Below are 25,418 nucleotides of genomic sequence, written 5' to 3' on the forward strand. Positions count from 1 at the left end.
CGCCGGGCCCGTCCCGGCGCGGGGCCGTAGCTCAGCTGGTCAGAGCAGAGGACTCATAATCCTTCGGTCGTGGGTTCAAGCCCCACCGGCCCTACCGAGAAACCCGTTCCGCCAGGCCGACCGCCTGGTGGAACGGGCTCTTCCGCCGGCGGCCGATCCCGCCGCACCGGTCCTCCCGGGGCGCCCGCTCCCGCGGGGACGCCGCGGTCCGCGCCGCCGCCGGCCGGCGCCGGGGCAGGGGCCCGGGCCGTCCCTCCGGAGAGCAGGGGCGTCACCCACCGGGCACGGGGGTCGGCGTCGATGAGGACGGCCTTGAAGAACAGGGTCAGCGGCACGGCGAGCAGCGCGCCGAGCGCCCCCAGGGTCGCGGCCCAGAAGACCAGGGACAGCATGGTGATGGTGGCGGACAGTCCCACGGCGTCGCCCACGATCTTCGGCTGGATGAAGGACTGGATCACCACGTTGATGCCGCTGTAGACCGCCACGACGGCGAGCATCAGCCCCGGACCGCCCTCCAGCAGCGCAATGATCGCCGGCGGGACCACGCCGATCACGAAGCCGATATTGGGGATGTAGTTGGTCACAAAGGCCAGCAGTCCCCACAGCACCGCGACGGGGACGCCCAGCCAGGCCAGGGCCACGGTGTCGATCACCGCCACGACGAGTCCGAACACGGTGGTGACCAGCAGGTACTTGCGGCTCACGGCGGCGAAGCCCCGCAGCGCCGCGGCGAGCTCCCCGTGGGCCCCCCGCAGGCGGGCCAGCTTCTGGGGGAAGCTCCCGGCGTCGACCACCATGAACAGCACCAGCGTCACGATGAAGAACACGTCGGAGAGCAGTCCCAGCAGCCCGCCGAGCAGTCCGCCGGCGAACTCGGCCAGTCGCCCCAGATCGAATCCCGCGAACATCTGGGCCAGCCGCTCCTCACCGATGCCCAGCTGCTCGAGGCCGCCGGTCACGCCGTCCAGCATCCGGTCCAGCTCCGCCTGGTAGGACGGGATCAGGGTGGCGAACTGCGCCCCGGCGATGAGCAGGGAGACGGACAGGGCCAGGATCGCGGTGTAGACGGCGACCAGGGCGACGGCGGTGCCCATCCACCCCGGAAGGCCCCGGCGCTGGAACCACCCTCGCAGCGGATGGGCCGCCACCGTCATGACCAGGGCCAGGAACACCAGGCTCAGCAGGTCCGACATCGCCCGCAGCCCCATCACCACGACGACCACCGCAGCGAGTCCCACGAGCACCACCAGCGGTCTGCCGTCCAGCAGCGCCGTGGTCCCTCCGCCGGGCCCCGGGGTCTCGGCGCTCGTCCGTTCCGCCATCACGTGCCTCCCTGCCGTGGTGTCCACCGTCGGTCATCCGGGACGCGGGTGCTTCACCCGCCGCGGGTGAAGCCCGGCGAGGACCGGTGCCCCGGGCGGGAGCAGCGTCGGGCCGCGCCCGGTTTTCACCCACCACGGGTGAGCCGTGACCGGGCGCGGACGTCCATCCTGGGAACGGGTCGGCGAGCACGGACGCCGAGGCCCGTGCCCGGCGGCCTGCGGCCGCTGGACCGCCGCGGGCCGACGCGCCCGTCCCGTCCACCTCGACGAGCACCACCACCACACCGCCGCACGACTTCGGGAGCAGGACGATGGCCACTCTGACCGTATGGAAGTTCACCACCGCCGAGGGGGCCGAGGCCGCGGCACAGACCCTGCAGCGACTGACGACACAGGAACTGATCCGGGTCCACGACGCCGCGATCGTGACGTGGCCGGAGGGGAAGAAGAAGCCCCGGACCCGGCAGCTCAACAACCTGGTGGGGGCCGGTGCCCTCGGCGGGTCCTTCTGGGGCATGCTGTTCGGCCTGATCTTCTTCGTCCCCCTGCTGGGCATGGCCGTGGGAGCCGCTGCCGGGGCCCTGAGCGGGATGCTGACCGACACCGGGATCGACGACGGCTTCATCAACCGGGTCCGCGACGAGGTCACCCCGGGCACCTCGGCGCTGTTCGTGCTCACCTCCGGTGCCGTGCTGGACCGGGTCCAGGAGGCCTTCGCCGGCCAGGACATGCACCTGGTGCACACCAACCTCTCCCGGGACCAGGAGGAGAAGCTGCTCAGCGCGTTCGCCGAGGACCCGGCCGCCGCGCTGTCCGCCGACGACAGGAGCTGATCGGCCGGGGCCGCGTCCCGCACGACGCTCGACGGACGGTCGCGGGCCGACGACCCCGCAGGGGAGGATGAGATGTGCCGCTGGCTGGCGTACACCGGTTCACCGGTGAGCCTGGAGGACCTGCTGTTCAAACCCACGAACTCTCTGGTGATGCAGAGCAAGCACTCGCGCCTGGGCGTCGAGACCACCAACGGCGACGGCGTCGGCGTCGGCTGGTACGGGTCCCGGCCGACACCGGGGCTGTTCCGCAGCACGGAGCCGGCCTGGAACGACCGCAACCTGCACGAACTGGCGCTGCATGCATCGCCGAGCCACGTGTTCGCCCACATCCGCGCCACCACCGGGACGGCGGTCCAGCAGACGAACTGCCACCCGTTCCGTCACGACCGGTGGCTGTGGATGCACAACGGGCTCATCCGGGACTTCCTGACCCTCAAGCGGGACCTGGTCCTGGCCGTGGATCCCGGGCTCTTCCCGCAGATCGAGGGATCCACGGACTCGGAGGTCTTCTTCTACCTCGCCCTGACCCTCGGCCTGACGCAGGACCCGCCGGCGGCGGTGGCCGCGGCGGTCGGACTCGTCGAGGAGGCCGGGCGCCGGCACGGCGTCCCGGACCCGATGCAGATGACGGTGGCCACCACCGACGGGGAGACCATCTGGGCGTTCCGCTACTCCAGCGAAGGCCGCTCCCGATCGCTCTTCCACAGCGCTGACGTCTCGGCGCTGCGCGCCCAGTACCCGGACCACGCCATGCTCCACGACGTCTCCGAGGACTCGCGGATGGTGGTGTCCGAGCCCCTGGGGGATCTGCGCGGTGCGTGGCAGGAGGTGCCGGAGTCCACCTGCGTGGTCGTGCACGGAGGAGCGGTGGACCTCTTCCCCTTTGCCCCCGCGGCCGCCTGAGCCGCACCCGGGGACGTGCCGGTCAGGGGGCGGGCTCCGTCCCGACGCGCGCCGGAGGCGGTTCGACCATCATCTCGGGCGCCCGGGACACCATGAGCCAGAGGGGCAGGACGACGAGGCTCAGGACGACCAGCACGGTGATGTCGCCGACCACCGCGACGGCGATGAACAGGGCGATCCACCCGTCGCGCGCCACGGGCAGGACCACGCCGAGGATTCCGCAGGCGATGGCCAGTCCCAGCGGCATCCCCGGGATCAGCGCGTGGCCCAGGAGGCCGACGACGGCACCCATGAAGACGGCGGGGAAGATGCGCCCGCCCCGGAAGCCGGCGCCGGCGGCCACGAGCAGTGCTGCGAGCTTGACCACGAGGACCAGGACCAGCTCCTGCGGGGAGTGCTCCGCCGGGTTCCGGACGAGCTCGCCCATCTGGTGCGCGCCCTTGAACAGGGTGAGCGGACCGCCCAGGACCCCCAGGCCCCCGAGCAGGAGGCCGCCGAGGGTGGTGTAGAGCACCGGATGCCGCAGGCCGTGGAAGAACCGGTGCACGTGGGGGAACGCGTGCACCGCGGCCAGCCCCGTCAGGGTGCCGCCCACCGCCACGGCGAGGCCGGTCGCCAGATGCACCGCACCGGGGGTGCCGAGCGGCGGGAATCCCGCATCGGGCAGCTGGGGCCCGTCGAGCCAGCGCATGGTGACCGCGCCCGTTGCTGCCAACGCCAGGGGCAGGAAGAGCCGGTCCCACAGGGCGCCCCCGTCCTTGAACCCGGCGACGACTCCGGTGAAGACGAGGGCGGCCGCGACCGGTGTCCCGAACAGGGCGCCGACGGTTCCGGAGGCGGTGGTCATCACGACGAGCCCGGTCGGCACCCCGGGCCGCCACCGGGCCACGAGTGCCACCAGGACCGCGGTGTTGACGGCGATGATGGGGATCTCCGGTCCCAGGCTCACCCCGCCGGCCAGGCCCAGCACTGTCACGAGGACCAGGCCGGGAACCGCGCTCAGCGCCAGCGGCGGCGCGATCAGCTCCGTGGTCGCGGAGTCACGGCCGCCGTGTCCGGGAACGAACTGCACCACGAGACCGACGACCAGGCCCGTCAGGGCGAGGACCCCGAAGATCCACCAGCCCGACTCCGGATCGACCTCCCACGCCGAGGGCAGGCTCGACCAGAGGAGGTGCTCGACGACGAGCGCCAGTTCGTCCACCACGAACAGGCCCAGCGCCGAGACGGCGCCGACGAGGACCGCCGGACCCGCGAGCTGCAGCTGCATCCGGACCGTCGGTCCCTCGTGCGTACTCGTATCGGCCATGAGTGGTCGCCCATCGTCAGGTCACCGGATCCGTGCACGTCCACCGTCCCGCTCGTGGCCGTCGCTGTCCTCACCCCGCACGGGTGAGCCGGCCGCGCGCCCGGAACCCGGCCTGCCGCATCGACCGCGGCGCAGACGATTCGGAAAGGGCCGGCAGTCAGTGCACCCTCACTGGTCGGACAGGGGACTCCGCGCTCCGGGCGTGCAGCCGGCGGGCTCAGAGTTCCCGCTCACGACGAAGTCCTCGCACGTGAGGAACGCGGCGTGGTTGACCCCGAGCAGGTAGGAGGCGGCGGCGATGGACAGCACCAGGGCGATCACCAGGAAGCGCCGCGCCGGGGACAGGGAGCCCTCGCCGAACTCCGGCCAGATGATGCGTGCCAGCACCCACATCGTCGCCGGGATCCCCAGGAAGGCCACGGCGACGCCGAGGGTCTCGGTCAGCACGTCGAGGAACCCTCCGTCGTCCTCGACCACGATCGCGAGCACCAGCCACAGCGTGGGGACCAGCAGAGCGGCGGCCCGGTGTTTGCGCCGCTGCTCTCCGTGGCGGCGGAACAGCACGACGAACAGCGCCGCCGTCGCCGCGACCCAGACGGTCAGTTTCTGGTCGAAGAAGAGCTGTCCCCAGGCACCCAGGGTGAAGGCGGGCCACCAGACGGCGATGCACATGCCCACGGCGACGACCCCTGCGGCCCGTCCAGGCGTGGTGCTGATCGACTCCTCGTCGGCTGAAGACATCGGCACCACAGTAGCAATCCCGGGCCACCGCAACCACGGTCCGCCCGGGGGAGGGCGCACCCGCCGGCCCGCGCCGTCCACCGGGTGCGCGTCCCCCGCGGATGTGGTGCACTGGTGGTCCGATCCGCGCACCACCCACCGAGAGGACGCCGAGATGAGCCGACGCACGCCGTGGAGCCTCCTGTCCGTCGCCGCCCTGGCGCTCGCCGCACTGACCGGCTGCGACACTTCCACCGAGGACGTGGAGGAGGGCGCCGACCAGGTCCAGCAGGAGGTCGAGGAGGGCGCCGACCAGGTTCAGCAGGAGGTCGAGGAGGGCGCCGGTCAGGTCGAGGAGGGCGCCGACCAGGTCCAGCAGGAGGTCGAGGAGGGCGTCGACGACGCTCAGGACGACGAGGGCTGAGCGGCCGCGCGCAGCCGCTCGGGCACGGGGAGCAGCACCGACGGCTCGAGCGCGCCGACGAACTGCAGCGGGTTGACGTAGTCGCCGTCCCGGCGCACGCCCCAGTGCAGGCAGGTTCCCGGCCCGCAGTGGTCCCGGCCGCGCAGCACGCCCACGACCTGGCCGCGGTGCACCCGGTCCCCGGGGACCAGGGACGACTCGACGGGCTCGAAGCTCGAGCGCAGACCCCCGCCGTGGTCGAGCGTGAGCACCGGGCGGTCCACCACGAACCCCACGAAGGCCACCGTTCCCGCGGCCGGGGCGCGCACGGCGGCGCCCGGGCCCGCGTCCAGGTCCACGCCCCGGTGGCCCCGGGCCCACCGCTGGGCGGGCGGGGCCCACTCGCCCACCACGGCCGGCCGCGGCGACAGGGGCCACGCCCACCCCTGGGCCGCCGAACCGGGGGAGGGGAGCAGCACCCCCAGCACGAGCACGATCGCGAGCCCCACCACGCCGGCCGGCCCGGTCCGGGCACGGGGCCGGTGCAGGAGACGGAGGAGCGGGGAGGGTCCGGTGGGCATGTCCCGACTGTCCGCCACCGGGGCCGGGCGGAGGGCCGCCCGGCCCCGTGCTGTGGACGGTCCCGGGGCCCCTCCGGCAGCCCCCGGCCGGGTGCAGGGCGGACGAGGCCCTTGTAGTACACTCGATCCCGCAGTGTGCTCTGAGGCGCCTCTCGTGGCGCGCCCTCGCGCCCACCCGGACCCGGCCCCGACGCCGGAGCCGACGGCGCGGTGGCGAGCAGCTGACTTCGCGCGCAGCGCCGCCGGGACCTCCCGTCCCGGTCCGGCCGCCCCGGTCCGCGTTCCCCGTCCCGGCGGGGTGCGGCACGGCGGCCGGGAGACGGACCCGCAGGGTCCGTCCACCGCTGCACCAGGGGCTCGTCCGCCGGACGCAGCCGAGAACCGAACCCGCGGGCCGGGCGTCGTCGCACGCCCTCCCGCACGAGAGACCAGGAGACGACATGTCCGTCGTTACCATGCGCCAGCTCCTCGACAGCGGCGTGCACTTCGGCCACCAGACCCGCCGGTGGAACCCGAAGATGAAGCGCTTCATCTTCACCGAGCGCAACGGCATCTACATCATCGACCTCCAGCAGTCGCTGTCCTTCATCGACCGCGCCTACGAGGCCGTCAAGACCACCGTGGCCCACGGCGGCACCATCCTCTTCGTCGGCACCAAGAAGCAGGCCCAGGAGGCCATCGCCGAGCAGGCCACCCGCGTGGGCATGCCCTACGTGAACCACCGCTGGCTCGGCGGCATGCTCACGAACTTCGCCACGGTCTCCAAGCGCATCGAGCGCATGAAGGAGCTCGAGGAGATCGACTTCGACGACGTCGCGGGCTCGCAGTACACGAAGAAGGAGCTCCTGCTCCTGCGCCGTGAGAAGGAGAAGCTGGAGCGCACCCTCGGCGGCATCCGCAACCTGACCAAGGCCCCCTCCCTGATCTGGATCGTGGACACCAAGAAGGAGCACCTCGCGGTGGACGAGGCCCAGAAGCTGGGCATCCCGGTCGTCGCGATCCTCGACACCAACTGCGACCCCGACGAGGTCGCCTTCCCGATCCCGGGCAACGACGACGCCATCCGCTCCGTCAACCTCCTGACCCGCGTGATCGCCGACGCCGTGGCCGAGGGGCTCATGGAGCGCCACAACAAGAAGTCCGGCGGTGCCGACCAGGCCGCCGAGCCGATGGCCGAGTGGGAGCGCGAGCTGCTCGAGCAGCACGCCGCCGAGCAGACCGCCGCGACCGAGGCCCCGGCCGAGACCGCTGCCCCGGCCGAGGCCGAGACCGCCGCCGCGACCGAGGCCCCGGCCGAGACCGAGGCTCCCGCCGAGGCCCCGGCCGAGACCGAGACCGCCGCCGAGTAGTCTCCGTCCACCGTCCGTTTCCCCCGGCGGGGCACCGTCCCCGCCCGAGGCCGGCCGGGGCGGGCCCGTGCCCGCCCCGGCCGGCACCACCGACCGAGTGAGGAGTTTCCATGGCGAACTACACCGCCACCGAGATCAAGGCCCTGCGTGAGCGCACCGGCGCCGGCATGCTGGACGTCAAGAAGGCGCTCGACGAGGCCGACGGCGACCTCCAGAAGGCGCAGGAGATCATCCGCGTCAAGGGTCTCAAGGGCGTCACCAAGCGCGAGGGCCGGGCCACGGCCGAGGGCCTCGTCGCCGCGCGCGTCGAGGGCACCGTCGGGTACATGGTCGAGGTCAACTCCGAGACCGACTTCGTGGCGAAGTCCGCCCCGTTCGTCGAGTTCGGCAACAAGGTGCTCGACGCCGCCGTGGCCGCCGACGCCACCACGCTCGAGTCCCTCATGGACGCCCAGGTCGACGGCAAGGCCGTTTCCGAGCTCGTCACCGAGACCGGTGCCCTGCTCGGCGAGAAGGTCGTCGTCCGGCGCATCGCCCGCGTCGAGGGCGACAACGTGGCCGTCTACCTGCACAAGACCTCCAAGGACCTCCCGGCGCAGGTCGGCGTGCTGCTGGCCGTGGCCGGTGCCGACGCCGGGCAGGTCGCCCACGACGTCGCCGTGCACATCGCCGCGATGTCCCCGACGTTCCTCTCCCAGGAGGACGTGCCCGCCGAGACCGTCGAGTCGGAGAAGCGCGTCGCCGAGGAGACGGCCCGCGCCGAGGGCAAGCCGGAGAAGATCCTGCCGAACATCATCAACGGCCGCCTCAAGGGCTACTTCAAGGACGTCGTCCTGCTGGACCAGGACTTCGCCAAGGACTCCAAGAAGACCGTCGGCAAGGTGCTCGAGGAGGCCGGTGCGACCGCCACGGCCTTCGCCCGCTTCCGCGTCGGCGCCTGACCGGCCCTCTCCCGGGCGCCCGGCGCCCGCTCGCGACGGAGGCGTTCCTGCGCGGCAGGGGCGCCTCCGTCGTCGTTCCCGGTCCCGCCTGCGACGACGCCCTCGAGGCCCCGGGGGCCGGCGCCCGGGGGCGGACGCGTTCTGTATGCTGAGGGAGGCCCGCCCCCCCGCGCCAGCTGCACCCTCGCGGGGCCGAGCCGGTCCACGCAGCTCCGTCGTCGCCGGGAGGAACCATGCCCACCACTTCAGCCTCCGAGATCAAGGACGAGGCCCTGCGCCTGAGCAGGGACCCCCGGGTCGCCCCCGCCCGCCGCCGGGTGCTGCTGAAGCTCTCGGGCGAGGTCTTCGGCGGCGGCTCCATCGGGGTGGACACGCGCGTGGTCCGCGACATCGCCGAGCAGATCGCGGCCACCGTGGGCCAGGTCGAGACCGCCATCGTGGTGGGCGGCGGCAACTTCTTCCGCGGCGCGGAGCTCTCCCAGGCCGGCATGGACCGCTCCCGTGCGGACTACATGGGGATGCTGGGCACCGTCATGAACTGCCTGGCCCTGCAGGACTTCCTCGAGCAGTGCGGGGTCGACACCCGGGTGCAGTCCGCGATCAAGATGGAGCAGGTGGCCGAGGTCTACATCCCGCGCCGGGCCATCCGGCACATGGAGAAGGACCGCGTCGTGATCTTCGGCGCCGGCGCCGGGCTGCCCTACTTCTCCACCGACACCGTCGCGGCCCAGCGGGCCCTGGAGGTCCACGCGGACGAGGTCCTCATGGCGAAGAACGGGGTGGACGGCGTCTACACCGCGGACCCCCGCACGAACCCGGACGCCCAGCGGCTGTCCACCCTCACCTACGGCGAGGCCCTCGCCCGCGACATCCGGGTCATGGACCAGACGGCCTTCAGCCTGTGCCGCGACAACGACGTGACGATGCGCGTGTTCGGCATGGAGGGCGAGGGCAACGTCACCCGCGCGATCCTCGGGGAGCAGATCGGCACCCTCGTCACCGCGTGAGCCGGTGCCGGGCGGCCCCCGGTTAGACTGGGGCGAGCACGGCCGGGCGGCGTGGTTCCCGCGCGGCGACCGGCCGAACCGACCCCGCGCGGAGGACTCCGTGCGACACGACGAAGGAGCCCCTACGTGATCTCAGAGACCATGTCCGAAGCGAAGACCAAGATGGGCAAGGCCGTGGAAGGCGCCAAGGAGGACTTCGCCGCGATCCGCACGGGCCGGGCCAACCCCTCCCTCTTCTCGAGCCTGCTGGTCGAGTACTACGGCACTCCCACCCCGCTCCAGCAGCTCGCCTCCTTCCAGAACCCCGAGGCCCGCACGCTGCTCATCACGCCGTACGACCGCTCCGCCCTCAACGACATCGAGAAGGCGCTGCGCAACTCGGACATCGGGGCGAACCCCGCCAATGACGGCAACGTCATCCGCGTGGTCATGCCGGAGCTGACGCAGGAGCGGCGCAAGGAGTACGTCAAGGTCGTCGGGCACAAGGCCGAGGAGGCGCGCGTCTCCGTGCGCAACATCCGCCGGCACGCCAAGGACCAGATCGAGAAGGCCGTCAAGGACGGCGACATCGGCGAGGACGAGGGCAAGCGCGCCGAGAAGGACCTCGACGCCGCGACCAAGAAGCACATCGACCAGATCGATGAGATGCTCAAGAACAAGGAAGCGGAGCTGCTGCAGGTCTGATGCCGGACCAGCCGCGACCGCACCAGGAGACGAAGGCTTCCCCGGGAACCGCCGGGGGGGCCTTCTCCCCGCGTGCCCGGCCGGCGCCCGTCCGGGCCGGCGCCGCGACGACCCCCGGCACGCCGGGGCGCCGGCACACCGCCCCCTCCCGCGCCGGCCGGAACCTGCCGGCCGCCGTGGGCGTCGCCGTGGTGCTCATCGGGACCCTGCTCGTCGGGCTGTTCGTCCAGCCCCTCGTCCTGGCGCTCTTCGCCGGGACGGCGGCGGGGATCGGCGTCTGGGAGGTCGGCCGGTCCCTGCGCTACCGCGGCATCGTCATCCCGCGCGTCCCGGCGGTGACCGCGGGCGTGCTGATGCCGGTCGCCGCGTTCGCCGGTGGCGGCGAGGCGCTGATGATGGCCGTGATCGTGGGGCTGACGCTCGTGATCGTCTGGCGGGCCCTGGGGGGCCGGGACGGCATGATCCTGTCCATCATGGGCTCCGTGTTCGCCCTGGTCTGGGTGGGCTTCCTGCTGAGCATCGCCCTGCTGCTCTACCACACCGAGGCGGGCCCCCTGAAGGTGCTCACGGTCATCCTGCTGGCCGTCGGCTCGGACACGTGCGGCTACGCCGTGGGCGTGGTCTGGGGCCGCCACCCCATGGCGCCGCGGATCAGCCCCAAGAAGTCCTGGGAGGGCTTCGCCGGGTCGCTGGGCGGCTCGGTGCTCATCGGCGTCCTGTGCGCCGTGCTGCTGCTCGACCACGCCTGGTGGGAGGGCGCCGTGCTCGCCGCGGTGCTCGTGCTCGCCGCCACCCTCGGCGACTTCTCCGAGTCCATGGTCAAGCGCGAGCTGGGGATCAAGGACATGGGCACCCTCCTGCCCGGCCACGGGGGCGTGATGGACCGGATCGACTCCATCCTCTTCGCCGTGCCCGCCGGGTACCTGCTGTTCGAGCTCTTCGCCGCGAGCGCCTGAGCCCGGCGTCCAGGACCCGCAGCCCATGCCTCCCGACCGCCCCGGAGCCCGGCCGGCCACCGCCCGCATCCCGCGGTGCACCGAGGCCGAGCGCGGCTACGACGTCGTCCAGGTGGACGAGCTCCTGGCCGGCGTGCACGCGGCCCTGCAGGACGCGCCGCCCGGTCCCGGACCGGCGCACCGGTCCGGGGCCGTGCTGAGCACTCAGGTGCGCGCCGCCGTCTTCGCCGACGCGCGGGGCGGTTACCGGCCGGAGGCCGTCGACGGGCTGCTGGACGCGGCCGAGGACGCGCTGGCCGCGGCCGAGCGCGAGCAGTGCCTGCGCGACCGGGGCCCCGAGGCCTGGCAGGAGCACGTCGACGCCCTGACCCGGCTGCTCCGGAACCGTCTCGACCGGCCGCGCACGCAGCGCTTCCGGCGCCCCTCCCGGCCGCGGGCCCAGGGCTACTCCGCGGCCCACGTGGACGTCCTCTGCGAGCGCCTGGGCGCCCGGCTGGAGGGCGCCGCGGACCTCGCGCCGGCCGAGCTGCGCCGGGCCGTGTTCCCGCCCGCGCAGGGGGAGCGCAGCTACGAGGAGCAGCAGGTGGACGCCTTCCTGGACCGCGCCGTCCAACTGCTCCTGGCCTCTCGCTGAAACAGGCTCCCCGAAGCCTCTGTGTATACATGCTGGACCGGTCCTCGTCCAGAAACGCCGTTCCGTGTTCATCCTGACCCCTGAAAAGCAACTTTTGGGTGTCACGCCTTGCTCCTGTGCATACAACGGCCTAGTGTGGGCCACATCACATGAGGAGGTAGCCCATGTCCACCCAGCCACCCATCGACGCCGACGACCTCGTCGCCGACATCGATTTCCCCGCGGCCCAGCGGTCGCCAGAGTTCCAGGAGCTGCGGAAGACCCATCGCGGCTTCGTCTTCCCGCTCGCCGTCGCCTTCCTGGTCTGGTACCTGCTGTACGTGGTGCTCGCCATGTACGCGCCGCAGCTGTTCGCCATCCAGGTCATCGGCAACGTCAACCTCGGCGTCGTCCTGGGCCTGCTCCAGTTCGTCACGACCTTTGCCATCACGGGGGCCTACGTGTCCTTCGCCAACCGCAAGCTGGACCCGAAGGCCACGGCCATCCGGGAGCGTCTCGAGCCCAGCCTCGGCACCACCGGCGGCGTCCACGGACAGGAGAACTGACCGATGCACCAGCTGCACACCGCGCTCGCGCCCATGACGGCCGCCACCACGGAGACGGTCGGCACGCCCTGGATCAACATCTCCATCTTCGGCGCGTTCGTCGTCGTCACGATGGTCATCGTCCTCCGCGCCTCGAAGTCCACGTCCACGGCGGCCGACTACTACGCCGGCGGCCGTGGCTTCAGCGGCACCCAGAACGGCCTGGCCATCGCGGGCGACTACCTCTCGGCGGCGTCCTTCCTGGGCATCGTGGGCGCGATCGCCCTCCAGGGCTACGACGGGTTCCTCTACTCCATCGGCTTCCTCGTGGCCTGGCTCGTGGCGCTGCTGCTGATCGCCGAGCTGCTGCGCAACACCGGCAAGTTCACGATGGCGGATGTCCTGTCCTTCCGCCTGCGCCAGCGCCCCGTGCGCGTCGCGGCGTCCATCTCCACCCTCGCCGTGTCCGCGTTCTACCTGCTGGCCCAGATGGCCGGGGCGGGCGCCTTGGTGTCGCTGCTGCTGGGCATCAGCTCGCGGGTCGGGCAGTCGCTGGTCATCGTGGTCGTGGGCGTGCTCATGATCGTCTACGTCCTCGTGGGCGGGATGAAGGGCACCACCTACGTGCAGATCATCAAGGCGGTGCTCCTGGTCTCCGGCGTGGCGGTCATGACCGTCTGGATCCTGGCGCTCTACGGCTTCAACTTCTCCTCCCTGCTCGGTGACGCGGTCGCCGTCTCCGGCAACCCGGCCATCCTCGAGCCGGGCCTGAAGTACGGCGTGAGCGAGACCAGCAAGCTGGACTTCATCTCCCTGGGCCTGGCCCTCGTCTTCGGCGCGGCGGGCCTGCCCCACGTGCTCATGCGCTTCTACACGGTGCCCACGGCCAAGGAGGCGCGCACCTCCGTGGTCTGGGCCATCTCGCTGATCGGCCTGTTCTACCTCTTCACCCTCATCCTGGGCTTCGGCGCGGCGGCCCTCATCGGCGCCGAGCGGATCCAGGCGGCACCCGGCGGCGTGAACTCCGCGGCCCCGCTGCTGGCCTTCGAGCTCGGCGGGTCCCTGCTGATGGGCATCATCGCGGCGGTGGCCTTCGCCACGATCCTCGCGGTCGTCGCCGGCCTGGCCATCACGGCCTCGGCCTCGTTCGCCCACGACATCTACACCAGCGTGATCAAGAAGGGGAACTCCGATCCCCGCAAGGAGCTGAAGGTGGCGAAGACCACGGTGGTGGTCATCGGTCTCGTCTCCATCGCGGGCGGCATCGGCGCCCAGGGCCAGAACGTCGCGTTCCTCGTGGCGCTCGCCTTCGCGGTCGCGGCCTCGGCGAACCTGCCGACCATCCTGTACTCCCTGTACTGGCGGCGCTTCACCACCCGGGGCGCGGTCTGGTCCATGTACGGCGGCCTGATCCTCTCGGTGGGCCTCATCGTCTTCTCCCCGGTCATGTCCGGCTCCGAGACGTCGATGATCCCGACCGCCGACTTCGCGTGGTTCCCGCTGCAGAACCCGGGCATCGTCTCGATCCCGGCCTCCTTCCTGCTCGGCTTCATCGGTTCCATGACGGAGCGCCGTCTCGAGGACCCGATCAAGCAGTCCGAGATGGAGGTGCGCTCCCTCACAGGCATCGGCGCCGAGAAGCCCGTCGCCCACTGACGGATTCCCGCTCCCACCTGGGAGGATCCACCGGCCCGCCCGAAGCCCCGGCTTCCGGCGGGCCGGTCCGCGTCCGGGGGAACGCGTCGATTGGCTAACGGGAACAGACAGGCGGCTGACCGTCGGCTAGGGTGAGGCGCAGAAGCAACCTCAGGGTATTCCAGGGATACTCGCCGGTTGCGTACAATAAAAGTCCCTCCCGGGACGGATAAGGAGCCATCATGGGAATCATCAGCTGGATCATCCTCGGCCTCATCGCAGGCGCCCTCGCCAAGCTCATCATGCCGGGCAGCCAGGGTGGCGGCATCATCGTCACGATCGTCCTCGGCATCGTGGGGGCCCTCCTCGGAGGCTTCCTCGGCTCGCTGATCGGCATCGGGGACCTGGAGTCCGCGTTCGACATCGGCACTATCATCACCGCCGTCGTGGGAGCCCTCATCGTGCTCTTCATCTGGGGCGCGGTCTCCGGCCGCAAGGGTCGCGCCACGCGCTGATCCCACCCCCGTCGGTCGCCGAGGCCCCGTCCACCGCTCCCGGTGGACGGGGCCTCGGCCCGTTCCGGGCCGTCCGCAGGCACCCCCTGCGGGCACCGCACCGAGGAGTGGCGCTGGGGGATACTGGGGCCATGACGCCCCCCGCCACCTCGCCCCGCACCCGCCCGACACCCGAGCTGCGCGCCCTGGCCGCCGCCGGCCCCCGCCGGATCAGCGTCCTCGGGTCGACGGGCTCGATCGGCACCCAGGCGCTCGACGTCGTGCGGGCCGCCCGCGAGCTCGAGGGCGCGGACCCGTTCACCGTGGTCGCCCTCGCCGCCGGAGCACGGCACCTCGAGCTCCTCGCCGAGCAGGCCCTCGAGACCCGCGCCGCGCTCGTGGCGACCAGCGGCACCGCCCAGGACGCCGCCCGGCTGGCCGGCCTCATCGCGGACCGGGCCGCGTCCGCCGGGGCCGGGGGATACCGCCCGGACGTCGTGCACGGGCCCGACGCCGCGTCCGCGGTCGCCGCCCACCCCGACGCCGACCTCGTGCTCAACGGGATCACCGGCTCCATCGGGCTCGCCCCCACGCTGGCGGCGCTGCGGGCCGGGCACCGGCTCGCCCTGGCGAACAAGGAGTCTTTGATCGCCGGCGGCGCCCTGGTCAAGGCCGCCGCCGCGGCCACCGGGGACCCGGACGCCCTGATCCCCGTGGACTCCGAGCACTCCGCGCTGGCGCAGGCGCTGCGCGGCGGCACCGCCGCGGAGGTGGACCGGCTCGTGCTGACGGCCTCCGGCGGGCCCTTCCGCGGCCGGTCCCGGGCGGAGCTCGAGACGGTCACGCCCCGGGACGCGCTGCGCCACCCGACGTGGGACATGGGCCTGATGGTGACGACCAACTCGGCGACCATGGTGAACAAGGCCCTCGAGGTGCTCGAGGCCCACCTGCTCTTCGACGTCCCCCTCGAGCGCATCGACGTGGTGGTCCACCCCCAGTCGGTCGTGCACTCCATGGTCCAGTTCGTGGACGGCTCCACCCTCGCCCAGGCCTCGCCCCCGGACATGCGCCTGCCCATCGCCCTCGGTCTGGCCTGGCCGCACCGGGTGCCCGGGGCCGCCCTGCCGTGCGACTGGACGCGCGCCACGGAGTGGACCTTCGAGCCCCTCGACCCGGTGGCATTCCCCGCCGTCGAGCTCCTCAAGGCGGCGGGGGAGCGGGGCGGGACCTTCCCCGCCGTGTTCAACGCGGCCAACGAGGAGGCGGTGCACGCCTTCCACGACGGCCGGATCCGGTTCCCCGCCATCGTGGACACGGTCGAGGCGGTGCTGGGCGAGCACGACGACGCAGGCCCGCTGGAGCTCGAGGCCGTGCTGGCGGCCGAGCGCTGGGCCCGCGGGCGGGCCCGCGAGGTCCTCGCCCGCTGACCGGGCCGGGCCCGGCCCCGCCGCACGTGCTAGTCTGTCTGGCGGATGACGAGTCCCAGCGTGCAGCCCTGGCTTGCTGGGCGGCAACCCTCTCCCGTAGTGGGGTGCCCCAGGTGAACCATCCGGCACCGGCCGACGACGGCCGGCGGCAAGTACGGTCCGACCGCGCACGCGCCCTCCGGCGCGCCCTCGACCGTGGCCGCCGGACCCGTTGGCCCCGGTGGAGACCTCCGACACCCCGGACCCACGGAAAGGCACCACATGCGATCGCAGCGCCTCCCCTTCCTCGCCCTGGCCACGACCCTCGGCCTCGCCCTCACCGCCTGCGGCGGCTCCGCCGGGGAGTCCTCCGGCGAGGGCGTGCTGGCCGACGACAAGGTCACCATCGGCGTGGTGGGCACCGACCCGACCCACGACGCCCTCCAGCGGGTGGCCGAGGAGCAGGGCATCACCGTCGAGTACGTCGACTTCTCCGACTACAACCAGCCGAACCCCGCCACCGAGTCCGGTGACGTGGAGATGACCTGGTTCCAGCACGTCCCGTTCCTCGCCGACTACAACAACGCGGCCGGCGGCTCCATCACCCCGATCGGCTCGACCTCGATCTATCCGCTGGGCCTGTACTCCAACCAGTACGACTCCGTGGAGCAGTTCCAGGAGGGCGACGAGATCGCGGTGCCCAACGACGCCGTGAACCTCTCCCGGGCCCTGCTCGTGCTCGAGGCCGCAGGTCTCGTGGAGCTGAGCAGCGACACCCTCATCCCCACCGAGCTCGACGTCGACACCGAGGCCTCCACGGTGCGGGTCACCCCGGTCTCCGCGGAGCAGACGGTGCTCTCGCTCGACTCGGTGGCCGGCTCGGTCATCAACAACGACTTCCTCTCGCGGGCCGACATCGACCCGCAGTCCGCGCTCGCCCAGGACGACCCCGAGTCCGAGGGCTCCCGCGCCTACGTCAACCTCTTCACCACCACGGAGGAGCTCGCCGACGACGAGACCCTCCGGCAGGTCGCGGACCTCTACCACGAGCAGGCCGTGCTCGACGCCGAGATGGAGGAGACCAAGGACACCGCCGTGCCGCTGCAGCTGGAGCCGGAGGAGCTCCAGGAGCTGACCGCGCGCTACCAGCAGGAGCTGAAGGACCAGGAGCAGTGAGCGCGGCGGTCCCCGCCGGGCCGCCCGCACCCGGGCGCCCGGACGAGGTGCTCGTCTCCTTCCGCAACGTCTCCAAGACCTTCCGCACCGGCTCGGGGCGGGCGGCGCGCGAGGTGCTCGCGGTCGACGACGTCACCCTCGACGTCCGCCGCGGCGAGATCTTCGGCGTGATCGGCTACTCCGGGGCGGGCAAGTCCACCCTCGTGCGCCTGATCAACGGGCTCGAGCCCGTGTCCTCGGGCTCCCTGACCGTGGAGGGCTTCGAGGTGGCCGGCCGGCGCGAGACCGAGCTGGCGCCCGTGCGGCAGGAGATCGGGATGATCTTCCAGCAGTTCAACCTCTTCACCTCCCGCACCGTCGCCGGCAACGTCGAGTACCCGCTCAAGCGGGCCGGCTGGCCGAAGGAGAAGCGCCGGGCGCGGGTGGCCGAGCTGCTCGAGTTCGTGGGTCTCGCCGCCCGCGCCGGCAACTACCCGGAGCAGCTCTCCGGCGGGCAGAAGCAGCGCGTGGGCATCGCCCGCGCCCTGGCGACCAGCCCGAAGCTGCTCCTGGCCGACGAGTCGACGAGCGCCCTCGACCCGGAGACCACCCAGGAGGTGCTGCAGGTGCTGCAGCGGGTCAACCGGGAGCTCGGGATCACGATCGTGATCATCACCCACGAGATGGACGTGGTCCGCGCGATCGCCGACCGCGTGGCCGTGATGCAGGACGGGAAGGTCGTGGAGCACGGCTCCACCGTGGACATCTTCGCCCGGCCCCGCACCGAGACCGCCCGCCGCTTCGTCTCCTCCGTCCTGCACTCGGTGCCCGACGCCCGTGAGGTCGAGCGGCTGCGCCGCGCCCACCGGGGGCGCCTGGTGATCGTGGACGTCGGCGACGGCGTGGACATCGGCGGGGTGCTCTCGGACGGCGCTGCCCGCGGGGTCCGCTTCACCATCGCCTACGGCGGGATCAGCGTGCTCCAGGAGCAGTCGTTCGGGTCCCTGACCTTCGAGCTGACCGGTGCGGACGCGGCCGTGCAGGCCGTGGTCGACGAGATGTCCCGCATCACGACCCTGAGAGAGGTGGCCGCGTGAACGACTGGTCCGTCCTGGGACCCGAGCTGCTGTCCGCGCTCGGGGAGACCCTCTACATGGTGGCGGTCACGCTGCTGCTCGCCGGCCTGCTCGGTCTGCTCGTGGGCGTCGGCCTCTACGTCACCCGCCGGGGCAACATCCTGGAGAACCGGGCGGTGCACGAGGGCCTCAACCTCGTGGTGAACTTCGTCCGGCCGATCCCGTTCATCATCCTGCTGGCCGCGCTGGGACCGGTGACCCAGGGGGTCGTCGGGACCCGGCTGGGGCCCAACGCCGCGATCTTCGCGATGACCATCGGGGCCATGTTCGCGGTGGCGCGCATCGTCGAGCAGAACCTCATGAGCGTGGACCCCGGGGTCGTGGAGGCGGCCCGCTCCATGGGCGTCTCCCGCGGCCGGATCATCACTACGGTGATCCTGCCCGAGGCGCTGGGCCCCCTGGTGCTCGGCTACACGTTCCTGGTCATCGGCATCACGGACATGTCGGCGATGGCCGGTGCCATCGGCGCCGGCGGCCTGGGCGACTTCGCCCTGCGCCTGGGCTACCAGCGGTTCAACGACGAGGTCACGTGGGCGGCGGTCGCCGTCATCGTGGTCCTGGTCCAGCTCGTGCAGGTGGTGGGCAACCGGCTGGCCCGCCGGATCCTGCGCCGCTGAGGCGCCCCGCCCCGCAGCCCACCGACGGCCGGTGCGCCTCCCTCCCGGGAGGGCACCGGCCGTCGTCGTGCCCTGGTGCGCCCGGTGCCCGACGTCCAGGATCGTGGTGCAGACTGGTCCTCGCCGTGCCGAGCGCACGGCCCCGACGTCCCCGGCGCCCGCCGGGGTCCCTCGACGATCCCGGGAGGTCCGACGGATGGGTGTCGTGCTGTTCCTCGTGGGCGTGCTGCTGGCCGCCGCCGCCATCGCGGTCTCCATCGCCCTCCACGAGATCGGCCACCTCGTGCCGGCCAAGCTCTTCGGCGTGCGCGTCACGCAGTACATGGTCGGCTTCGGGCGCACCGTGCTCTCCCGCCGGCGCGGCGAGACGGAGTACGGGCTCAAGGCGGTCCCGCTGGGCGGCTACATCTCCATGGTGGGGATGTACCCGCCGGCGCGCGCGGGCTCGACGGCCCGCGCCTCGAGCACCGGCGTGTTCCAGCAGATGGCGGCCGAGGTCCGCGGCGGCGCCGCGGACCAGCTCCTCCCCGGGGACGAGGACCGCGTGTTCTACCGGCTGCCCGTGTGGAAGCGGATCGTGATCATGCTCGGCGGCCCCGTGATGAACCTCCTGCTCGGGACCCTGTGCCTGGCCGTCCTGCTCTCCGGCTTCGGGACGGCGACGCCCACCACGACGGTCGCGTGGGTGTCCGAGTGCGTGGTGGCCGCGGAGCGCCAGGCCGCCGGGCAGACCGAGTGCCGGCCGGAGGACCCCCAGGCCCCCGCGAACGCCGCCGGGCTGCGCCCCGGGGACGTCGTCACGGCCGTCGACGGCGCCCCGGTCGGCTCCTGGGACGAGCTCACCGCCCGGATCCGGGACCGGGCCGGCGAACGGATCCCGGTGGTGGTCGAGCGGGACGGCCGGACCGTGTCCGCGGCGCTGACCCCCATCCTCTCCTCGCGGCCCGTGCTGGACGACTCCGGCGCCGCCGTGACCGGCGAGGACGGCGCCCCCCGCTACGAGGAGGTCGGGTTCATCGGCATCAGCCCCACGAGCGAGCCCGTCCGGCAGCCGCTGACCGCGGTGCCCGGGGCGGTGCTGGACGGGCTGCAGCAGATCGCCGGGGTGGTCCTGCACCTGCCGCAGCGGATCTACGAGGTGGGGGAGGCGGCGTTCTCCGACGCGCCCCGGGACCCGGACGGGCCGATCTCCGTGGTGGGGGTCGGCCGGATCTCGGGGGAGATCGCCGCGCACGAGGAGATCGCGCTGCGGGACAAGGCCGCCTCCCTCGTGGGCCTGGTCGGCTCCGTCAACCTGGCCCTGTTCGTCTTCAACCTGCTGCCGCTGCTGCCGCTCGACGGCGGGCACGTCGCCGGGGCGCTGTGGGAGGCGCTGCGCCGGGGGAGCGCCCGGCTGCTCGGCCGCCGCGACCCCGGCCCGTTCGACCCCGCCCGGCTGCTGCCGGTGACCTACGCGGTGGCCGTGCTGATGATCGGGATGTCCGTGCTGCTGATCTACGCGGACATCGTCAAACCGGTCCGGCTGTTCTGAGCCCGGGCCGGCCGGCGCGCCCCCGGGGCCGGCGGGCGTTCGGCGTGGGAGGAATCGCACCCCCGGCACCGGGGGCCGCCCCGGAGCATGGGGCACAATGGGAACCGGTGACGGGCCCGGCCAGCGGGTCCCGGCGCCACCGCTCCAGCTCCTGCCCTCGATTCCTCGGAGGAACTCCTTGACCCCGGTCAGCCTCGGCATGCCCGCCGCGCCCCAGCCCGTCCTCTCCCCGCGCCGGAAGACCCGGCAGATCCGGGTCGGGTCCGTGGGCGTCGGCTCCGACTCGCCGGTGAGCGTGCAGTCCATGACGACCACCCCCACCACGGACATCAACGCCACCCTGCAGCAGATCGCCGAGCTCAACGCCACCGGGTGCGACATCGTCCGGGTGGCGTGCCCGTCCCAGGACGACGCCGACGCCCTGCCGATCATCGCCATGAAGTCCCCGATCCCGGTGATCGCCGACATCCACTTCCAGCCGAAGTACGTCTACGCGGCCATCGAGGCCGGGTGCGCGGCCGTGCGCGTGAACCCGGGCAACATCCGCAAGTTCGACGACCAGGTCGGCCAGATCGCCCGCGAGGCCAAGGCCGCCGGGGTGTCCATCCGGATCGGCGTGAACGCCGGCTCCCTCGACCAGCGGATCATGGACAGGTACGGCAAGGCCACGCCCGAGGCGCTCGTCGAGTCCGCCGTGTGGGAGGCGTCCCTGTTCGAGGAGCACGACTTCCACGACTTCAAGATCTCCGTCAAGCACAACGACCCCGTCACCATGGTCCGGGCCTACCAGCTGCTCGCCGAGCGCGGCGACTGGCCCCTGCACCTCGGCGTGACCGAGGCGGGCCCCGCCTTCCAGGGCACCATCAAGTCCGCCACGGCCTTCGGCGCCCTGCTCTCCCAGGGCATCGGGGACACCATCCGCGTCTCCCTCTCGGCGCCGCCGGTCGAGGAGGTCAAGGTCGGCAACCAGATCCTGCAGTCCCTGGGCCTGCGCCCGCGCAAGCTCGAGATCGTCTCCTGCCCCTCCTGCGGCCGCGCGCAGGTCGACGTCTACACGCTCGCGGACGAGGTGACGGCGGGCCTCGAGGGGCTCACCGTCCCGCTGCGGGTGGCCGTGATGGGCTGCGTCGTCAACGGCCCCGGCGAGGCCCGCGAGGCCGACCTCGGCGTGGCCTCCGGCAACGGCAAGGGCCAGATCTTCGTCAAGGGCGAGGTCGTGAAGACCGTCCCCGAGGACCTCATCGTGGAGACGCTGATCGAGGAGGCCAACCGCATCGCCGCCGAGATGGAGACGGACGAGAACGGGGAGACCACGGCGGGCAGCCCCGTCGTGAGCGTCAGCTGACGGGCCGGTGACGGGCGGGTGAGGACGCAGCGGAGGACGGCGCCGCGGCTGGTGCCGGCGGGGGAGGTCGATCCGGCCCAGCTGGACCGGCTGCTCGAGGCGGACCCCGTCGCCCACGCCTTCGTGGCCGCCCACGTCGAGTCGTACCGCGGGAGCAAAGGCTCGCGGATCCCGCCCGTGGTCGGCACCGCCGGGCCGAACGGTGAGCTGACCGGCGCGTGCTGGGTGGGCACGAACGTGGTGCCCGTGTCCCTGGACGGCCCGGGCCTGGACCTCGTCGGAGGGCACCTGCGGCGGGGCGGGTCCCGGCACGCCTCGCTGTTCGGGCCCGCCGAGCTGGTCCTCGGGCTGTGGTCCCGGGTGGAGCGCTCGTGGCCCCGGCCCTTCGACCTGCGCCCCGTCCAGCCCCTGCTGGCCATCGACCGGGACCCGGCGCCCGCCCCGCACCCCGGCGTGCGCGTGGCACGCCCCGAGGACCTCCCCGCCGTGCTCCCGGCGAGCGCCGCCATGTTCGAGGAGGAGGTCGGGTACTCCCCGTACACGGGCGGCGACCGCGGGTACCGGGACCGGGTCTCCGCGCTCGTCGAGGCGGGGCGCTGCCTCGTGCTGACCGACGACGGGGGCCGCGTGGTGTTCAAGGCCGACCTCGGCTCGGTGGCCCGCGGCGTGGCGCAGGTGCAGGGCGTGTGGGTGGACCCGGCGCACCGCGGCCGGGGGCTGGCGGCGCCCTGCATGGCGGCGGCCGTGCGCCTCGCCCGCCGGCGCACCCCGGTGGTCAGCCTCTACGTCAACGACTACAACGTCCGGGCCCTCGCCACCTACCGGCGGGTCGGCTTCGAGCGGGTCGGGACCTTCGCCACCGTCCTGCTCTGAGCGCCCGGGGCCGCCGATCCCGGTGCGGCCGGGCCGGGCGGGGGGTGTAGATTTGACCGGAATCAGCGGCGCCGTCGGCGCCGCCCACCCTCTCGACGCCCGGGCCCGGCCGCACCACGCCGCGCTCCCCGGGAGAAACGGAGCCCTCGTGGCGCTGCGACTCTCCTCCCTGTTCCTGCGAACCCTCCGCGAAGACCCGGTCGACGCCGAGGTGGACAGCCACAAGCTGCTCGTCCGCGCCGGCTACATCCGCCGGGCCGCCCCGGGCATCTACACCTGGCTGCCGATGGGCCTGCGGGTGCTCGGGAAGGTCGAGCAGGTAGTGCGCGAGGAGATGGATGCGATCGGCGCCCAGGAGGTGCACTTCCCGGCGCTGCTGCCGCGCGAGCCCTACGAGGTCACGAACCGCTGGACGGAGTACGGGGAGAACCTGTTCCGCCTGAAGGACCGCAAGGACGCCGACTACCTGCTCGCGCCCACGCACGAGGAGATGTTCACGCTGCTCGTCAAGGACCTGTACTCCTCCTACAAGGACCTCCCCGTCACCCTCTACCAGATCCAGGCGAAGTACCGGGACGAGGCCCGCCCCCGCGCCGGTCTCCTGCGCGGGCGCGAGTTCGTCATGAAGGACTCCTACTCCTTCGACGTCGACGACGCCGGTCTCGACGAGTCCTACGCCAGGCACCGCGAGGCCTACGTCCGGATCTTCGAGCGCCTCGGCCTGCCCGTGGTCGCCGTCTCGGCCCAGTCCGGGGCCATGGGCGGCTCCCGCTCCGAGGAGTTCCTGCACCCCACGGTCATCGGCGAGGACACGTTCGTGCGCTCGCCCGGCGGCTACGCGGCCAACGTCGAGGCGGTGACCACCGTGGTGCCCGCGGAGACCGATCCCGCCGGGGCCCCCGAGGCACGGGTGCTCGAGACCCCGGAGAGCCCCACGATCGACACGCTCGTGCAGCGCTCGAACGAGCTGCACCCGCGCGCCGAGGGACCCTGGACCGCCGGCGACACCCTCAAGAACGTGGTGCTCGCCGTCGTCCTGCCCGACGGCGCCAGGCGACTCGTGGCGGTCGGCCTGCCCGGCGACCGCGCCGTGGACCTCAAGCGCATCGAGGCCGGCATCGGCGCCGCCCTGGACGTCTCCGGCGAGGTGCTGGTGGAGCAGGCCGGTGACGAGGACCTGCGCGCCTGCCCGCTGCTGGTCAAGGGCTACATCGGGCCGGGGCTGTCCCCGGACCAGGCCGTGCTCGGCGAGAAGTCCTCGACCGGCATCCCCTTCTTCGTGGACCCGCGCGTGGTCCGCGGCACCCGGTGGGTGACCGGGGCGAACGTGGCCGGCCAGCATGTCTACGACCTCACGGCCGGGCGCGACTTCGCCTGGGACGGCGTCCTGGAGTGCGCCGAGGTCCGGGCCGGCGATCCCGCGCCGGACGGCTCCGGTCCGCTCGAGGCGGCCCGCGGCATCGAGATGGGCCACATCTTCCAGCTGGGCCGCAAGTACGCGGAGGCACTGGGGCTGAAGGTGCTCGACCGCAACGGCAAGCTCGTCACCGTGACCATGGGCTCCTACGGGATCGGGGTCACCCGGGCGGTGGCCGCCCTCGCCGAGGCCTACCACGACGACAAGGGGCTGCTCTGGCCGCGCCAGGTCGCCCCCGCGGACGTCCACGTGGTCGCCACCGGCAAGGGCCCCGAGGTGCTGGAGGAGGCCGAGAAGGTCGTGGCCGAGCTCGAGGCGGAGGGGCTCGAGGTCCTCTTCGACGACCGGCCCAAGGTCTCCCCGGGCGTGAAGTTCGGCGACGCCGAGCTGCTCGGCGTGCCCACCGTGCTGGTGGTCGGCCGCGGCCTCAAGGACGGCGTCCTCGAGCTCAAGGACCGCGCGAGCGGCAGCAACGAGGACGTGCCCCGGGACGGCGTCGCCGCCGTGGTCGCCGCCGCAGTGCGCGGCTGATCCCGTGCAGGGGCTCGGCGCCTGGCTCGGGGCCTCGGGCCTGGAGCAGATGGACCCCGGCGTCGTCGCCCTGCTGGTGGCGGCCGGACTCGCCGCGGGATTCGTCGACGCCGTGGTCGGCGGCGGCGGCCTGCTGCAGCTGCCCGTGGTGCTGATGGTCCCGGGGATCAGCCCCGTCCAGGCCCTGGCCACCAACAAGATGGGCTCCGTGTTCGGCACCGCGACGAGCGCGCTGACCTTCTACCGGCGCACGTCCCCCGACCTGCGCACCGCCCTGCCCATGGCCGGCGTCGCGCTTCTCGGCAGCTTCGGCGGGGCGGCGCTGGCCGCGTCCCTGCCCGAGGCGGTGTTCCGCCCGATCATCCTCGCCGCGCTGGTGGCCGTGCTCCTGTTCACCGTGGCCCGGCCCACCGTGGGGCAGCTCACCGAGCTGCGCCACAGCGGGGCGCGGCACTACGGCACCGCGATGGTGATCGGCACCGTCATCGGCTTCTACGACGGCGTGATGGGCCCGGGCACCGGCTCGTTCCTGGTCATCGCCATGATCACGCTGCTGGGCTACAGCTTCCTGGCCGCCAGCGCCAAGGCGAAGATCGTCAATCTCGCGACCAACGTGGGCGCGCTCGTGTTCTTCTTCGGCCACGGGTCGGTGCTGTGGGGCCTGGGTCTCGTCCTGGGGCTGTCCAACATGCTGGGCGGCTACCTCGGGGCGCGCACCGCGGTGGCCCGCGGCAGCCGCTTCATCCGGGTGGTGTTCCTCACCGTGGTCTCGCTGCTCATCCTCAAGCTGGGCGTCGACGTGCTGCGGGGAGCCTGAGCCGCCCCACCGGGCGGGAGGTCACCGCGGCGGGTCGTCCCGGACCACGCCGGGCAGGGCGTCGACCTCCCCCGTGAGCGCGGCGCGCAGCCCGGTCGCGCGCTCGAGCGCCACGAGCGCCCAGCACCGGTCGCCGGCGTCCCCGCGGGCCAGCACGTGCGCGGCGGCATCCTGCACGTCCCGCGCCGCCGTGTCCGCGACCCGGCCGGGGTGCTCCCGCACGTCCTCGGGCAGGACGTAGGCGCCCGCCGGCAGCCCCGGGTCCGCCGCGAGCACCCGCCGGGCGGACGGGGAC

26 protein-coding genes, 1 tRNA gene and 1 riboswitch are annotated in these 25,418 nt (G+C 72.8%); of the genes, 22 read left to right on the top strand and 5 right to left on the bottom strand.

Annotated elements, in window-relative coordinates:
* Positions 1–20 precede the first annotated feature (20 nt).
* Positions 21–94, top strand: a tRNA-Ile gene (locus tag CRM73_RS04400).
* Here the strand turns inward: CRM73_RS04400 and CRM73_RS19900 are convergent.
* On the bottom strand, positions 54–1,322 hold the full coding sequence (locus tag CRM73_RS19900; protein WP_370658520.1) for an AI-2E family transporter: 1,269 nt from the start codon (positions 1,320–1,322) through the stop codon (positions 54–56). The two genes, CRM73_RS04400 and CRM73_RS19900, sit on opposite strands and share 41 nt — an antisense overlap.
* 311 nt (positions 1,323–1,633) lie before the next feature.
* On the opposite strand from CRM73_RS19900, the gene CRM73_RS04410 reads away from it, so the two are divergent.
* Both CRM73_RS04410 and CRM73_RS04415 read left to right on the top strand, forming a co-directional pair.
* On the top strand, positions 1,634–2,155 hold the full coding sequence (locus tag CRM73_RS04410; protein WP_229586943.1) for a DUF1269 domain-containing protein: 522 nt from the start codon (positions 1,634–1,636) through the stop codon (positions 2,153–2,155).
* A 72-nt stretch (positions 2,156–2,227) separates the two neighbouring features.
* The gene (locus CRM73_RS04415; protein WP_229586944.1) at positions 2,228–3,058 is read left to right on the top strand and encodes a class II glutamine amidotransferase; all 831 of its coding nucleotides are present in this window, start codon (positions 2,228–2,230) and stop codon (positions 3,056–3,058) included.
* Between the two features lie 22 nt (positions 3,059–3,080).
* On the opposite strand, the gene CRM73_RS04420 is transcribed toward CRM73_RS04415, so the two are convergent.
* Together CRM73_RS04420 and CRM73_RS04425 are read right to left on the bottom strand one after the other, a co-directional pair.
* Positions 3,081–4,328, bottom strand: a complete 1,248-nt coding sequence (locus tag CRM73_RS04420; protein WP_229586945.1) for an ion channel protein — start codon at positions 4,326–4,328, stop codon at positions 3,081–3,083.
* Positions 4,329–4,535: 207 nt separating this feature from the next.
* On the bottom strand, positions 4,536–5,108 hold the full coding sequence (locus tag CRM73_RS04425; protein ID WP_229586946.1) for a hypothetical protein: 573 nt from the start codon (positions 5,106–5,108) through the stop codon (positions 4,536–4,538).
* 154 nt (positions 5,109–5,262) lie between these two features.
* Between CRM73_RS04425 and CRM73_RS04430 the strand changes: the two genes are divergently transcribed.
* Positions 5,263–5,511, top strand: coding sequence for a hypothetical protein (locus tag CRM73_RS04430; RefSeq protein ID WP_017834127.1), 249 nt, complete (start codon positions 5,263–5,265; stop codon positions 5,509–5,511).
* Here CRM73_RS04430 and CRM73_RS04435 read toward each other — a convergent pair.
* Entirely contained in the window at positions 5,493–6,071 is a 579-nt protein-coding gene (locus CRM73_RS04435; protein WP_229586947.1) for a M23 family metallopeptidase, read from the bottom strand. The genes CRM73_RS04430 and CRM73_RS04435 overlap by 19 nt on opposite strands.
* Before the next feature lie 440 nt (positions 6,072–6,511).
* Here CRM73_RS04435 and rpsB point away from each other — a divergent pair, with 440 nt between their 5' ends.
* The 18 genes from rpsB (at position 6,512) to CRM73_RS04525 (ending at position 25,123) form a co-directional block, all read left to right on the top strand.
* Positions 6,512–7,420: a 30S ribosomal protein S2 gene (gene rpsB / locus CRM73_RS04440; RefSeq protein WP_017834129.1), complete on the top strand. Its 909-nt coding sequence runs from the start codon at positions 6,512–6,514 to the stop codon at positions 7,418–7,420.
* 110 nt (positions 7,421–7,530) lie between these two features.
* Complete coding sequence (tsf, locus tag CRM73_RS04445; RefSeq protein WP_017834130.1) at positions 7,531–8,361, top strand: translation elongation factor Ts; 831 nt, start codon at positions 7,531–7,533, stop codon at positions 8,359–8,361.
* A 233-nt stretch (positions 8,362–8,594) separates the two neighbouring features.
* Positions 8,595–9,368, top strand: coding sequence for a UMP kinase (gene pyrH / locus CRM73_RS04450; RefSeq protein WP_017834131.1), 774 nt, complete (start codon positions 8,595–8,597; stop codon positions 9,366–9,368).
* A 126-nt stretch (positions 9,369–9,494) separates the two neighbouring features.
* Complete coding sequence (gene frr / locus CRM73_RS04455) at positions 9,495–10,052, top strand: ribosome recycling factor (RefSeq protein WP_017834132.1); 558 nt, start codon at positions 9,495–9,497, stop codon at positions 10,050–10,052.
* Positions 10,052–11,008, top strand: coding sequence for a phosphatidate cytidylyltransferase (locus CRM73_RS04460; protein ID WP_017834133.1), 957 nt, complete (start codon positions 10,052–10,054; stop codon positions 11,006–11,008). Before frr ends, CRM73_RS04460 begins: the two co-directional genes overlap by 1 nt.
* 25 nt (positions 11,009–11,033) lie before the next feature.
* Complete coding sequence (locus CRM73_RS04465) at positions 11,034–11,642, top strand: DivIVA domain-containing protein (protein WP_095651366.1); 609 nt, start codon at positions 11,034–11,036, stop codon at positions 11,640–11,642.
* Positions 11,643–11,806: 164 nt separating this feature from the next.
* Positions 11,807–12,187, top strand: coding sequence for a DUF485 domain-containing protein (locus CRM73_RS04470; RefSeq protein WP_017834135.1), 381 nt, complete (start codon positions 11,807–11,809; stop codon positions 12,185–12,187).
* 3 nt (positions 12,188–12,190) lie between these two features.
* The gene (locus tag CRM73_RS04475) at positions 12,191–13,822 is read left to right on the top strand and encodes a cation acetate symporter (RefSeq protein WP_017834136.1); all 1,632 of its coding nucleotides are present in this window, start codon (positions 12,191–12,193) and stop codon (positions 13,820–13,822) included.
* Positions 13,823–14,043: 221 nt separating this feature from the next.
* Positions 14,044–14,316 (top strand): GlsB/YeaQ/YmgE family stress response membrane protein, encoded by a 273-nt coding sequence (locus CRM73_RS04480; RefSeq protein WP_017834137.1) that lies wholly within the window; start codon positions 14,044–14,046, stop codon positions 14,314–14,316.
* A gap of 131 nt (positions 14,317–14,447) precedes the next feature.
* The gene (gene dxr, locus CRM73_RS04485) at positions 14,448–15,722 is read left to right on the top strand and encodes a 1-deoxy-D-xylulose-5-phosphate reductoisomerase (protein ID WP_229586948.1); all 1,275 of its coding nucleotides are present in this window, start codon (positions 14,448–14,450) and stop codon (positions 15,720–15,722) included.
* Positions 15,723–15,766: 44 nt separating this feature from the next.
* Positions 15,767–15,883, top strand: a riboswitch (SAM riboswitch).
* Positions 15,884–15,983: 100 nt separating this feature from the next.
* Complete coding sequence (locus CRM73_RS04490) at positions 15,984–16,877, top strand: MetQ/NlpA family ABC transporter substrate-binding protein (protein ID WP_035929727.1); 894 nt, start codon at positions 15,984–15,986, stop codon at positions 16,875–16,877.
* Positions 16,874–17,953, top strand: coding sequence for a methionine ABC transporter ATP-binding protein (locus CRM73_RS04495; RefSeq protein ID WP_017834140.1), 1,080 nt, complete (start codon positions 16,874–16,876; stop codon positions 17,951–17,953). Before CRM73_RS04490 ends, CRM73_RS04495 begins: the two co-directional genes overlap by 4 nt.
* Before the next feature lie 56 nt (positions 17,954–18,009).
* A complete protein-coding gene (locus tag CRM73_RS04500; RefSeq protein WP_081615817.1) occupies positions 18,010–18,609 on the top strand; it encodes a methionine ABC transporter permease in 600 nt (199 codons plus the stop codon).
* Positions 18,610–18,805: 196 nt separating this feature from the next.
* Complete coding sequence (locus CRM73_RS04505; RefSeq protein WP_229586949.1) at positions 18,806–20,140, top strand: site-2 protease family protein; 1,335 nt, start codon at positions 18,806–18,808, stop codon at positions 20,138–20,140.
* A gap of 178 nt (positions 20,141–20,318) precedes the next feature.
* Positions 20,319–21,485 carry a flavodoxin-dependent (E)-4-hydroxy-3-methylbut-2-enyl-diphosphate synthase gene (ispG, locus tag CRM73_RS04510; protein ID WP_017832938.1) on the top strand — a complete coding sequence of 389 codons (1,167 nt, stop codon included), beginning with the start codon at positions 20,319–20,321 and terminating at the stop codon, positions 21,483–21,485.
* Positions 21,486–21,503: 18 nt separating this feature from the next.
* Positions 21,504–22,358 (top strand): DUF4081 domain-containing GNAT family N-acetyltransferase, encoded by an 855-nt coding sequence (locus tag CRM73_RS04515; protein WP_229586950.1) that lies wholly within the window; start codon positions 21,504–21,506, stop codon positions 22,356–22,358.
* A gap of 148 nt (positions 22,359–22,506) precedes the next feature.
* Positions 22,507–24,306: a proline--tRNA ligase gene (locus tag CRM73_RS04520; RefSeq protein ID WP_229586951.1), complete on the top strand. Its 1,800-nt coding sequence runs from the start codon at positions 22,507–22,509 to the stop codon at positions 24,304–24,306.
* Positions 24,307–24,355: 49 nt separating this feature from the next.
* On the top strand, positions 24,356–25,123 hold the full coding sequence (locus tag CRM73_RS04525) for a TSUP family transporter (protein WP_031282729.1): 768 nt from the start codon (positions 24,356–24,358) through the stop codon (positions 25,121–25,123).
* A 21-nt stretch (positions 25,124–25,144) separates the two neighbouring features.
* On the opposite strand, the gene CRM73_RS04530 is transcribed toward CRM73_RS04525, so the two are convergent.
* Positions 25,145–25,418 (bottom strand): hypothetical protein (locus CRM73_RS04530; protein ID WP_229586952.1); only part of this gene is annotated, 274 nt, incomplete at its 5' end.

The organism is Kocuria sp. CCUG 69068 (genome assembly GCF_020833785.1).
Classification (GTDB): Bacteria; Actinomycetota; Actinomycetes; order Actinomycetales; family Micrococcaceae; genus Kocuria; species Kocuria rosea.

Coding starts and splice junctions, on each gene's coding strand:
- CRM73_RS04430 (WP_017834127.1), top strand. CDS start 5,263: ATGAGCCGACGCACGCCGTGGAGCCTCCTGTCCGTCGCCGCCCTGGCG.
- CRM73_RS04490 (WP_035929727.1), top strand. CDS start 15,984: ATGCGATCGCAGCGCCTCCCCTTCCTCGCCCTGGCCACGACCCTCGGC.
- CRM73_RS04500 (WP_081615817.1), top strand. CDS start 18,010: ATGGTGGCGGTCACGCTGCTGCTCGCCGGCCTGCTCGGTCTGCTCGTG.
- CRM73_RS04465 (WP_095651366.1), top strand. CDS start 11,034: ATGCCTCCCGACCGCCCCGGAGCCCGGCCGGCCACCGCCCGCATCCCG.
- CRM73_RS04420 (WP_229586945.1), bottom strand. CDS start 4,328: ATGCAGCTGCAGCTCGCGGGTCCGGCGGTCCTCGTCGGCGCCGTCTCG.
- CRM73_RS04415 (WP_229586944.1), top strand. CDS start 2,228: ATGTGCCGCTGGCTGGCGTACACCGGTTCACCGGTGAGCCTGGAGGAC.
- CRM73_RS19900 (WP_370658520.1), bottom strand. CDS start 1,322: ATGGCGGAACGGACGAGCGCCGAGACCCCGGGGCCCGGCGGAGGGACC.
- tsf (WP_017834130.1), top strand. CDS start 7,531: ATGGCGAACTACACCGCCACCGAGATCAAGGCCCTGCGTGAGCGCACC.
- CRM73_RS04505 (WP_229586949.1), top strand. CDS start 18,806: ATGGGTGTCGTGCTGTTCCTCGTGGGCGTGCTGCTGGCCGCCGCCGCC.
- CRM73_RS04425 (WP_229586946.1), bottom strand. CDS start 5,108: ATGTCTTCAGCCGACGAGGAGTCGATCAGCACCACGCCTGGACGGGCC.
- pyrH (WP_017834131.1), top strand. CDS start 8,595: ATGCCCACCACTTCAGCCTCCGAGATCAAGGACGAGGCCCTGCGCCTG.
- dxr (WP_229586948.1), top strand. CDS start 14,448: ATGACGCCCCCCGCCACCTCGCCCCGCACCCGCCCGACACCCGAGCTG.
- CRM73_RS04475 (WP_017834136.1), top strand. CDS start 12,191: ATGCACCAGCTGCACACCGCGCTCGCGCCCATGACGGCCGCCACCACG.
- CRM73_RS04410 (WP_229586943.1), top strand. CDS start 1,634: ATGGCCACTCTGACCGTATGGAAGTTCACCACCGCCGAGGGGGCCGAG.
- CRM73_RS04470 (WP_017834135.1), top strand. CDS start 11,807: ATGTCCACCCAGCCACCCATCGACGCCGACGACCTCGTCGCCGACATC.
- CRM73_RS04480 (WP_017834137.1), top strand. CDS start 14,044: ATGGGAATCATCAGCTGGATCATCCTCGGCCTCATCGCAGGCGCCCTC.
- CRM73_RS04525 (WP_031282729.1), top strand. CDS start 24,356: ATGGACCCCGGCGTCGTCGCCCTGCTGGTGGCGGCCGGACTCGCCGCG.
- rpsB (WP_017834129.1), top strand. CDS start 6,512: ATGTCCGTCGTTACCATGCGCCAGCTCCTCGACAGCGGCGTGCACTTC.
- CRM73_RS04460 (WP_017834133.1), top strand. CDS start 10,052: ATGCCGGACCAGCCGCGACCGCACCAGGAGACGAAGGCTTCCCCGGGA.
- CRM73_RS04435 (WP_229586947.1), bottom strand. CDS start 6,071: ATGCCCACCGGACCCTCCCCGCTCCTCCGTCTCCTGCACCGGCCCCGT.